We start from the raw sequence: 11,744 nt of genomic DNA on the forward strand, positions 1-11,744 counted from the left end.
ACATAATTTTTCTTTCATATAATCATCCTTTTTACATAATTCTTAAAAATTGTTTTTCTATATCTTTTTTACTTAATTCTGTAATTGTAGGTCGTCCATGAGGACATGTATATGGATTTTCGCACTTTTGTAAATCATTAAATAAAGCCATTATTTCTAAATTATCTATCTTATCCCCACTTTTAATAGCATTCGTGCAAGATATTTTCATTATTTTATCTATTTTAACTTCATAATTATTTTCTATATTATCTTCTAATCTATCCAATATATCTAAAAATAAATTTCTAACTTTAGGTTCTCCAAATAACATTGGAACACCCCTTAATGCAATACTATTTTCTCCAAAAGCATCAAATAAAAAACCTAGTTTTTTAAATATATCCTTGTTTTCATTTATAACTTCTATTTCTTTATTTGTAAATTCTATTATCTCTGGATATAAAAGTTGTTGAATTGTAATTTTTTCTTCACTAAATTCTTTTCTATACCTTTCATACATTATTCTTTCATGAGCAGCATGTTGATCAATAAAAAACAACTTTTCATCTATCCTGCTTTCAGCAATAATATATGTGTTAAAAACTCTTCCGATAGGTTTTATATCTAATAATATATCATCTATCTTTTGTTCTGTTATATTTTCATTTATGTCAATATCTTCATTTGTATTTATTTTTGAATCAAGATAAGAACTTTTATTACTAAGTTGAGAAATATCTGCATCAACATTTTTGTCTTTTTTATCTTTTATATATTTGTCTAATGTTAAATCTTTAATTATAATGTTTGTTTCACTTTTATTTATATATTTATCATGATTTGGTTTACTATGTTTTTGCAAAATTTTCTCATTTTCAAAGTTCTTTTCAACACTATTAAATAATTTTGGTAAAGAATTCTGAGCTTTATTTTGTTGATTAATAAAACTCATTTCAGGAATAGTCACAGAAGACATAAGCCTTTCTTTTACTACTTTTGTAATAATATTATAAATATTTTTAGAATCAACAAACTTAACTTCTTGTTTAGTAGGATGAATATTTATATCAATTTCATTTGGATTTAGATGCATATTAAGAATAAAAACAGGTAAACGATTTAAAGGGATTAAAGATTTATATTCTTTTTCTATTATTTTAGATATATCTAAATGTGATATATATCTACCATTAATATATAAATATTGATGCTTTCTATTAGCCCTATAAAGTTTATTATTTGATAAAAATCCATTTATCTTTATCTTATCTTCTGTGTGATCAATATAAACTAGATTATTATAGTAATCTTTTCCTAAAACACTATATATAGTGTTTTCTAAGTTATTATTACGAGGAGTCTTTAATGTGATTTTCCCATCTTTTATTAATTTAAATGATATCTTAAAGTTACCTAGAGCAAGCTTATTTATCGTTTCACTTATATGATTTGATTCTACACTAGAGCTTTTTAAAAACTTTTGTCTAACAGGTAAATTATAAAATATGTCACGTACTATAATAGTAGTTCCCTTAGGACACCCTATTTTATTAGCTCCGACTATCTCTCCATCTTTTATAAAAGTTTGTACACCTACATTCGAAGTCTCAGTCTTGCTAAGAACTTCTAGCTTAGATACACTTGATATGCTAGCTAAAGCTTCTCCTCTAAAGCCTAATGATAATACATTATATATATCACCTACTGTTTTAAGCTTTGAAGTTGAATGTCTTTTAAAAGCTAATCTAATATCTTCTTTATCCATACCCTCACCGTTATCAGTAACTCTTATATAAGATTTTCCACCATTTGCAATTTCAATTATTATATCGTCTGCACCTGCATCAATAGAGTTTTCTATAAGTTCTTTAACTATAGATGATGGTCTTTCTATAACTTCTCCTGCTGCTATTTGTTGGATTGTAGATTCATCTAATATTTTAATTTTACTCATATTAATTCTCCTCTAGATCTTTAGCTTCTTTTATTAACTTATTTAATATATTTATAGATTCAATAGGTGTCAAATCATCAATATTTATTTTTCGTATTTCTTCTATATAATAATCTTTTTTGTAACTAGACAAATCCAATTGCTTAGCTTCTTCTTTAAGTTCAAATGAATTTTTAGCAATATCTAGTTCATGAGATGTTTCGATGCTATTTAATATTTTATTTGCATTATTTATGATTTCTTTATTTATTCCGGCAAGTCTCGCTACTTCGATACCATAACTCTTATTGGTACTTCCTTCAATTATTTTTCTAAGAAAAATAATTTCATCACCATCTTGTTTTGCCGACATAGTAAGGTTTTTTATATTATCAAATTCATTTTGAAGCTGAGTTAACTCATGATAGTGAGTAGCAAATAAAGTTTTTGCATTTATAGTCGTTGCAATGTGTTCAACTACTGCCCAGGCTATACTAAGTCCATCATATGTGCTAGTACCTCTTCCAACTTCATCTAAAATTATCAGACTGTTTTCTGTGGCATTTTTTATTATGTTGGACACTTCATTCATCTCTACCATAAAGGTACTATCTCCACCTGAAAGATTATCAGACGCCCCTATTCTAGTAAATATTCTATCTACTATAGATATATCCGATTGTTTTGCGGGAACAAAACATCCTATTTGAGCCATAAGTATTATTATAGCTACTTGTCTCATATAAGTAGACTTCCCTGCCATATTAGGCCCGGTAATTATATTTATCATATTTTCTTCTTTATTTAGATAAGTATCATTAGGTATAAATAGATTGTTATCTATTAAAGATTCTACTACTGGATGACGACCTTCAACAATGTTTATATGACCTTTATTATTTAATTTAGGCCTAGTATAATTATTTTCATAAGATATTTTAGCTAAAGAAATAATTACATCTAATAAAGCTACTATTTTACTTGATAATTGTATTCTAGGGATTTCTAGTTTTATCTCTTCTCTAATTGTTTGAAATATCTTATATTCTAAATCTAAGGATTCTTCTTTAGCATTAAGAATAGTATCTTCCATTTCTTTTAATTCTTCAGTATAATATCTCTCTGAATTTTTTAGAGTCTGTTTTCTTATAAAATAATCTGGTGCTTGAGATATATTAGACTTAGTGATTTCAAAATAATATCCAGCAACTTTGTTATATCCTATTTTTAAATTTTTAATGCCTGTTTTTTGTTTTTCAGTAGCCTCTAAATTAGCTAGCCACTCTTTACCTCTTAAATTAGCTTCATTGATTTTATCTAAAGTATAATCAAATCCCTTTTTAATCAATCCACCTTCTTTTATTGTAATAGGTGGACTATCTTTTATAGAAATATCTATAAGATTAAAGATGTCTTGTAAATCATCCATTTCTTTACCTATGTGATATAGATGAGTCTCATCTATATCACATAGTATTTCTTTAAATGATGGTAATATTTCCAAAGAATTTTTTAATGCTATAAGATCCCTACCATTACAAGCACCACTCGAAATTTTACCTGATAATCTTTCTAAATCGTAAACTTTCTTTAAAAGAGTACGAAGGTTTTCTAACAATGGTATGTTACTAATAAAATATTCTACCATATCTAATCTTTTATTAATATTTTGTATATTTAATAATGGTTCTTCTAACCATCTTTTAAGAAGTCTTCCTCCCATAGAAGTATTTGTTTTATCTAATACTGATATTAAAGCTCCTTTTTTTTGCCTTGAAAGTATAGTTTCATGAATTTCTAAGTTAATTCTCGTATTTATATCTAATACCATATAATCGTTAGATTCATAAAAGAATAAATTATTTATATGATTTAATGATCGTTTTTGAGTTTCATTTAGATAATCTATAAGTTTAGAGGTAGCTATAATAGAGTAAAGTTTTTTCTGTATTTTTAGATCTTTTAATGTCTTGTTAAATAATTTTGTTATCTCTTTATATAAATCATTGCTCATATTTGAATCTTCGTAAATACTAAAAAATGGATTTAAGTTGTTTTTTATTATATTTATATATTTAGTATTTGATAATAGCTCTTCATTGCAAATTATTTCTGATGGATATATCTTCCCAAGTTCATCTACTATAAACTTATACAATTTCTCTTCATCTTTGCTTAAAAATTCAGTAGTATACATTTCACCTGTGGAGTTATCTACATAGCTTAAACCAACCCCCGTATTATCAATAAAAATTGATGCTAAAAAATTATTTGTTTTATCATCTAATATATTAGAATCTGTGATAGTTCCTGGAGTTACTACTCTTACGACATCTCTTCTTACTATTTTCTTCGCTGATGAAGGATCTTCTAATTGTTCACAAATAGCTACTTTATATCCTTTTTCCACAAGTCTTCCTATATAAGTTTCTGCAACATGATAAGGAACTCCACACATCGGAGCCTTTTTATCCATTCCAGCATTTCTTTGAGTTAAAGTGATTTCTAGTTCTCTAGATGCTATAAGCGCATCCTCAAAAAACATTTCATAAAAATCTCCTAGTCTAAAGAATAATATAGAATTAGGATGCTTTTCTTTTACTGACATATATTGTTCCATCATGGGTGTTAATTTTTTCAAAATATAACCTCCATTATTATTTAAATTACTATTCCTTCTAAACTAAAGTTTTTAACATTGTTAATCTTTACATTTACTATATTTCCGATTAACCTATCACTACCTTTAAAGTATACAATTTTACCAGTTGTTGTTTTGCCATTTAAGGTATTCTTATTATTTGTATCTGTTCCTTCTACCAGTATTGGAACTATTTGATTTAGCAACTCTTCATTTTCTTTCAATCCGATTTCACGAAGCAAGGCTATTAACCTTTGAAATCTTGCATGCTTTACTTTATTTGGTACTTGTTCTTGCATAGAAGCTGCTGGAGTACCCTCTCTAATAGAATAAAGAAAAGTATATGCTGAATCAAATCTTACTTCTTTTACTAATTCTAAAGTTTCATTAAAATCCTCTTCAGTTTCTCCTGGAAATCCTACTATTATATCTGTAGTTATACTTATATCTGGCTTTTCATTTCTTATCTTTTCTATATTATTTAAATAACTTTCACGTGTATACTTTCTGTTCATAAGTTTTAAAATTCTATTACTCCCCGATTGCACCGGAAGATGTAAATGATTACATAATTTATCTAATCTTCCATAGGAGTTTATAAGTTCATCTGATATATCTTTAGGATGCGATGTCATGAATCTAATTCTTTCTATTCCCTCTATGTCATTTATATCTTTTAATAAATTGGGAAAAGTATATTTTTTATCTAGTGTATTTCCATAGGAATTTACATTTTGACCTAAAAGAGTAACTTCTTTACATCCATTTTTTGCTAAATTATCTATTTCTTCTATTATATTTTTAGGATCCCTACTAATTTCTCTACCTCTTGTATATGGAACTATACAATAAGTGCAAAAGTTATTACAACCATGCATTATGTTTACATAAGATTTAAATTCATATTTTCTATTAGCATCAATTGATTCATCTATTTCTCTAGTATCTTCGACTATATCGGTAATTGTAGAGCCAGTCATTAAATGATTATTTATTAGTTGAGGAAGTTTTTGAATATTATTAGTGCCAAATATAATATCTACTTGTTTATATTTGGAAGTTATAATATCAATAATTTCCTGTCTTTGCATCATACAACCACATACCGCTAATATTAAATCTGGATTTTCTCTTTTTTCTTGTTTTAATTCACCCAATTTTCCTAGTACTTTATCTTCAGCAGATTTTCTTACAGCACATGTATTATATATTATTAAATCCGTTTTTTTTATATCATCAGTTAATACATATCCCATTTCCTCTAATATCCAAGATATCTTTTCAGAATCATGTTCATTCATCTGACATCCATAAGTTTCTACTATATATTTTTTTGATTTATTTGTTTTATTCTTAATTTGATTCATCATTTTCCTCCTACTTGTTTTTATCTAATCTATTATATCAAATCTTTGTATAAAATAAAAGACTAGTTAATTTCAAGTATTAAACTTCTATTTCTATTGATCAAATATTATTAGTTCCTTAATACAATAGCCCATTATAATAATTCTTGGCTATTACTTTTAATATTAAAAAAGAGCCTCTCAGGCTCTTATGATCTATTATTTAACTCTATTTCCAAATATCCTTCTAAATAGGCTTTGTTCTTTATATTTTGTAATCTCTTTTTTAAGTTTATCATTTTCTTTCAATTGTTCTTGATACTTCATTTTTAATTTTGCATTTTCACAAACTAATACATCTCTTTCCTGTAAATTCATCTCATTTCTGAGTAAAATTATCTCTTCTTTTAAATTTGATATTAAAGTAGATGTATCTTGATTTCCTAAATAAATATACTCTTCCAATCTTTCAAAGAAACTTTCTTCTAATGCTTCAGAAACTTTCATAGCTATTTCCGATGACTCTATTGTATCATAACTTCCCTTAGCTATATCTATTGAGCTATTTTCTTGAGACATAATAGTTTCCGGAGAATTTATTATTAATTTCACTTGTTTGTTTCCAAAACCTTTATCTTTTAAACTTTTAATATATTGAATTAGTTCAATTTCCTTATAAGTATAATATCTATGATTAGAGTCCTTTCTTGGTATATCTATTTCAAATTCTTTTTCATAATATCTTAAAACATGAGGAGCATACCCTGTAATATCTGCAGCTTCAGATATAGTATATTCTATATTGTGATCTAACATAATTTACCCCCTCTTTAATACTTAACTATAAATAGTTATCGATTAAAGATAAATACCCCTGTATAAATTTAAAATCAACTATAGTTTATTTATATATAAAAGATAATAATACTATATAGTATTATTATCTTTTATAGTTTATTGTTTATTATCTAATATATCCCCTATAGTAGGTTCTTCATCTTCTTCTATACTTATATTTTTTTCCTTTATTTCTTCTTTTTCTTCTTTTCCTTCTTCTTCAATTTCTTTAATACTAAGACTAATTCTTTTTTCTTCTAAATCTATATCTATCACTTTTACATCTACACTATCTCCAACATTTAGAACATTAGAAGGATTTTCTATATGTTCTTTAGCAATTTGCGAAATATGAAGTAAACCATCTACTCCTTCATCTAATCTCACAAATGCACCAAAAGGTAAAATATTTACTACTTTTCCTTTTACAACATCACCTAATTCTACATTCTTTTCAAATTCATCCCAAGGTTTTGGAAGTGTTTGCTTTAAACCCAATGATATTCTATTTCTTTCTTTATTTAAATCTAAAATTTTAACCTCAACTTTATCTCCTGGGTTTAAAATATTAGATGGATGTTTTACTCTGTTCCATGATAGATCTGATATGTGAATCAATCCATCTACTCCACCTAAATCTACGAATGCACCGAAATCAGTAAGTCTTTGAACTACTCCTTCTATATTTTCTCCTATAGTTAACTTACTCCAAACTTCTTCTCTTTGAGCTTCTAATTCTTCTTTTTCAATTTCTTTTCTACTTAATATAACTCTTCTTTTTCTCTTATCAAAATCTATTATTTTTGCTTTTAATGTAGCATCTTTATATTCTTCCATGTCTTTAACAAAGTTTACTGATATTAGTGAGGCCGGCATAAAGGCTTCTATTCCTTCTACCGATACTATAAGACCACCTTTAACAACTCTTAAAACTTTTCCTTCTATAATAGTTTCATTGTTGAAATGCTCTTCAAGTATTTCCATATTTTTTATATTACCAACTCTTTTATATGATAATACTACATTTCCTTCACCATCATCCGCTTTAAGAATATAAACGTCTATTTGATCCCCTTCTTTAAATAAATCTTTAGGATTTACATCTTCATCATTTGACAGTTCATCTTTACTAATTATTCCATCAGATTTATAGTTAATATTTACCATCACTTCATTAGAAGTTACAAATATTACTTCTCCTGTTACTATTTCTCCTTTATGAATTCTTGTAAAAGAATTCTCAATTGCCTCCATCATTTCATTATCATTAAAATTATCCATTGTATAAACAGCCTCCTCAATTATCCAATCAGGTGTAGAAGCACCTGCTGTTATTCCTATTGTATTAAATTTTGATACGTTTTGTAAAGATAAATCGTCAATTGTTTCTATATGAAACACATTTCCACAATGCTTTTTACTTATTTCTTTAAGTTTTAAGGTGTTTGAACTATTATATCCTCCAATAACTATCATAGCATCTACTTTTTTTGCTAATTCCATAGTAGAATTTTGTCTATTTGTAGTAGCTGAACAAATCGTATTAAACACTTCAACTACTTGTCCTTTTTTACTAACTTCTTCAGAAAGGAGATAGAATTTTTCATATGTATTAGTAGTTTGAGATACTATACATATTTTATCTAAATTAGGTATAGTTTTTAAATCTTCCTTATTATTAACTATATAAGCTGAATTAGAACACCATCCATTTATACCTATTACTTCTGGATGACTTGAATCTCCTATTATAACTATATCATATCCCTTATCCTTGTATTCTTCTACTTTTTTATGAACTAGTTTCACATAAGGACAAGTTCCATCTAACATATTAATATTTGAATTTTCCATTTTTTCAACTTCTATTTTAGTAATTCCATGAGCCCTAATCATTATATTTTCAACATCATTTATATTATCAATGTTTTTTAATCCTTTTTTTTCTAAATCATTAACTAATTGTGGGTTATGAATTAAAGGTCCATATGAATATAATGTACCATCAGATTGTTTTAGATTGTTCAATGCCATATCCACTGCTCTTTTTACGCCAAAACAAAATCCTGAGTTTTCTGCTATAAAAATATTCAATAATTTACCTCCTTATTCTTCAAACTATATATTTGAGATAAAATATATTTACTAAACTCTTTATATTCTTCCTGTGTAGGTTTGTTTTCTATGTCTTCATAAATATAAAGACACTTTCCTATAGTTATCTTTACTTTACTAAATAAGTTATAGTTACTCTCTATATATATAGGTAAAACTGGTGTCTTAGATCTTATTGCAATCAATGATACACCAGATTTAGCATTATTAATATCTAATTCTTTTACTCTTGTACCTTCAGGAAAAATACCTAAGACTTTTTTATCTTTCAATAATTTTAATGAGTTTTTGACTGCACTTATGTCAACCTTATCTCTATTTACTGGAAATACTCCTAATTTTGAAAGTATAACTTTTAACATCTTATTATTAAATAATTCTTTTTTACCCATCCATGATATTTTTCTAGGGAATAATATAGATATTAAAATAGGATCTAAGTTATTTGAATGATTGGAACAAACTATTAAATTCCCCTTTGATGGAATATTTTCTTTTCCATCTACTTCAAACCTATATATAAAACTAAGTATAACATAAACAATATTAGCTAATAAATCATAAAACAATAATATTACCTCCTATTTATAGATGATATAATTGTTTCTACTACCTCATCTAGTGTCATTTTAGTAGTATCTATTAAAATAGCATCTTTGGCTATTTTTAAAGGATTTACTTTTCTAGTACTATCTATATTATCTCTTTTTTTTATATCCTCTTTTATTTCTCTAAGATTTGATTTAGAGCTACTATCTTTATATAATTCCTTATGTCTTCTTAAAGCCCTCTCTTCTATAGTTGCAGTTAAAAAGTATTTATATTTAGAGTCACTTAATACTGCTGTCCCTATATCCCGTCCATCCATTACTACATTTTTATTTTGACTCATTTCTTTTTGTAATTCTACCATTTTTTCTCTAACTTCTGGTATCATAGCTACAGATGAAACATTTTTGCTTATATAACTTAACCTTATTTCATCATTTAATATTTTATTATCTAAATAAATGTTTCCATCTTTAAAATCAATTTTAGTAGTTTTTAATAATTCTATTATTTTCTCTCTATCTTTGGGATCTATTCTATTGTGTAAGATCTTCCAAGTCAATGCACGGTACATAGCACCAGTATCTATATGCTCAATATTAAGATATTTAGATATCATTTTAGCTATTGTGCTTTTACCTGATCCTGCTGGTCCATCTATTGCAATAGAGTAAATTTCTTTTTGCATAAAATCCCCCTTACTATCTACGAACGTTTATAATATATGATATTAATCATTATACCTTTTAATTATATATTAAATATAATTAGTATACAAGGGATTTAGAGTTAAATTTCACTATATATGTCTTTAAACACTACTTCCTGCTAAAAAGCCTGTTGAAAATGCTATTTGTAAATTAAATCCGCCTGTTAAAGCATCTACATCTATCATTTCACCTGCAAAAAAAAGATTTTCCACAATAAGTGACTCCATAGTAGAAGGATTTATTTCTTTTACATCTATACCTCCACTTGTAATTATAGCTTCTTCTATAGGTCTTAAAGATTTAAATTGCAATTTCATGTTTTTAATAATATATATTAAGTTTTCCCTTTCAACTTTTGTAATTTGATGGACTATTTTTTCAGGATTAATGTTTGATAGTTTTATAATTGTAGATATAATCTTTTGTGGAAATAAATCATTTAAAGAATTTTTAAATTGTTTATTATTATATAAAGTGAAATCCCTTAAAATTCTCTCATCTAATTTATTATAATTTAAAGCAGGTTTCAAATCAATTGAAAAACTTAAATCTTTTGTTATATACTTATGTATATAAGAACTTGTAGTAAGAACTATTGGACCAGAAATACCATAATGAGTAAAAATCATATCTCCAAATTGACTATAAATTTCCTTCTCATTTTTAAAAGTTTTTAAAGTAACATTTTTTAATGATAAACCTTGTAATTCTTTTATGAAAGGATCTTTTATTTGAATTGAAGTTAATGAAGGTTTTAAATCTATTAAAGTATGTCCCAAGTTTTTTACAAACTTAAATCCATCTCCAGTTGAACCAGTCAATGGATAACTAATTCCACCTGTAGCTAATATTAATTTATCAAACTCCAAAGTTTCTTTATCTGTAATCACTTTAAATTTATTTTTAGTTTTTAAAATGTTTTTCACTTTAGTCTCTAGAAGTAAATTTACACCACTTCTATCTATAAATTTACTTAATGCTCCAATTATATCACTTGATTTATCACTTTTAGGAAATATTCTATTTCCTCTTTCAATTTTAGTTTCTACATTATATTGTTTTAATAATTCAATCAAATTCTCATTTGTAAAAGAATAAAAACTACTATACATAAAATTTTTATTTGTAACTATAAATTCAAAAAAATCTTCAATAGATAAGGCATTAGTTACATTACACCTACCCTTACCAGTTATAAATAGTTTTTTTCCTATTTTTTTATTTTTTTCTATTAAAGAAACATCTCTTCCTTTAAAAGATGCTGTTCCTGCCGCTAATATACCTGCAGGCCCTGCTCCTATAACGCCTATTTTTTCTTTCATAGTGACTCCTTTTTAATTTAATAAAAATCTTATCATTTATGACAAGATTTTTTAAGATATTCTTATGAATTTACTATTCTATATTATTATAAATATTGTACTTTTTCCAAACTTTTTCTAGATCCTCAAAATAATTACTCAGGTCTTCTTTCTTCTCAATGCCTAGTGCTATTATAAGAGCATTTATAAGGCTCATAGGAGCCACTAATGAATCTACAAATGATAGCATATCACTTGGAGCTATAAGCGATATATCAGCTTTCTGAGCCGCAGGTGATATTAAACTATCTGTTATAGTTATGATTTGAG

Annotated in this window: 8 protein-coding genes and 1 pseudogene; all 9 read right to left on the bottom strand. The window is 26.1% G+C overall.

Annotated elements, in window-relative coordinates:
- Positions 1–31: 31 nt before the first annotated feature.
- On the bottom strand, positions 32–1,936 hold the full coding sequence (gene mutL, locus ACTHW2_RS03805; protein WP_442262406.1) for a DNA mismatch repair endonuclease MutL: 1,905 nt from the start codon (positions 1,934–1,936) through the stop codon (positions 32–34).
- Position 1,937: 1 nt separating this feature from the next.
- The gene (gene mutS, locus ACTHW2_RS03810) at positions 1,938–4,556 is read right to left on the bottom strand and encodes a DNA mismatch repair protein MutS (protein ID WP_442262407.1); all 2,619 of its coding nucleotides are present in this window, start codon (positions 4,554–4,556) and stop codon (positions 1,938–1,940) included.
- Positions 4,557–4,576: 20 nt separating this feature from the next.
- Complete coding sequence (miaB, locus tag ACTHW2_RS03815) at positions 4,577–5,923, bottom strand: tRNA (N6-isopentenyl adenosine(37)-C2)-methylthiotransferase MiaB (protein WP_442262408.1); 1,347 nt, start codon at positions 5,921–5,923, stop codon at positions 4,577–4,579.
- A gap of 198 nt (positions 5,924–6,121) precedes the next feature.
- Complete coding sequence (locus ACTHW2_RS03820) at positions 6,122–6,718, bottom strand: MerR family transcriptional regulator (protein WP_442262409.1); 597 nt, start codon at positions 6,716–6,718, stop codon at positions 6,122–6,124.
- A gap of 138 nt (positions 6,719–6,856) precedes the next feature.
- On the bottom strand, positions 6,857–8,833 hold the full coding sequence (locus ACTHW2_RS03825; protein WP_442262410.1) for a bifunctional 4-hydroxy-3-methylbut-2-enyl diphosphate reductase/30S ribosomal protein S1: 1,977 nt from the start codon (positions 8,831–8,833) through the stop codon (positions 6,857–6,859).
- Positions 8,830–9,423, bottom strand: a complete 594-nt coding sequence (locus ACTHW2_RS03830) for a lysophospholipid acyltransferase family protein (RefSeq protein WP_442262411.1) — start codon at positions 9,421–9,423, stop codon at positions 8,830–8,832. Before ACTHW2_RS03830 ends, ACTHW2_RS03825 begins: the two co-directional genes overlap by 4 nt.
- Positions 9,424–9,428: 5 nt before the next feature.
- Complete coding sequence (gene cmk / locus ACTHW2_RS03835) at positions 9,429–10,091, bottom strand: (d)CMP kinase (RefSeq protein WP_442262412.1); 663 nt, start codon at positions 10,089–10,091, stop codon at positions 9,429–9,431.
- Positions 10,092–10,214: 123 nt separating this feature from the next.
- On the bottom strand, positions 10,215–11,435 hold the full coding sequence (locus tag ACTHW2_RS03840; protein ID WP_442262413.1) for an NAD(P)/FAD-dependent oxidoreductase: 1,221 nt from the start codon (positions 11,433–11,435) through the stop codon (positions 10,215–10,217).
- Positions 11,436–11,508: 73 nt separating this feature from the next.
- Positions 11,509–11,744: pseudogene (locus tag ACTHW2_RS03845) on the bottom strand (SIS domain-containing protein); the annotation flags it as partial.

It is taken from the genome of Tissierella sp. (assembly GCF_052089545.1).
Taxonomy (GTDB): domain Bacteria; phylum Bacillota; class Clostridia; order Tissierellales; family Tissierellaceae; genus Tissierella_A.

What these genes read in the sequence shown, in the direction of transcription:
- ACTHW2_RS03840 (WP_442262413.1), bottom strand. Translation starts at nt 11,435, where the DNA reads ATGAAAGAAAAAATAGGCGTTATAGGAGCAGGGCCTGCAGGTATATTA.
- cmk (WP_442262412.1), bottom strand. Translation starts at nt 10,091, where the DNA reads ATGCAAAAAGAAATTTACTCTATTGCAATAGATGGACCAGCAGGATCA.
- miaB (WP_442262408.1), bottom strand. Translation starts at nt 5,923, where the DNA reads ATGAATCAAATTAAGAATAAAACAAATAAATCAAAAAAATATATAGTA.
- ACTHW2_RS03820 (WP_442262409.1), bottom strand. Translation starts at nt 6,718, where the DNA reads ATGTTAGATCACAATATAGAATATACTATATCTGAAGCTGCAGATATT.
- mutL (WP_442262406.1), bottom strand. Translation starts at nt 1,936, where the DNA reads ATGAGTAAAATTAAAATATTAGATGAATCTACAATCCAACAAATAGCA.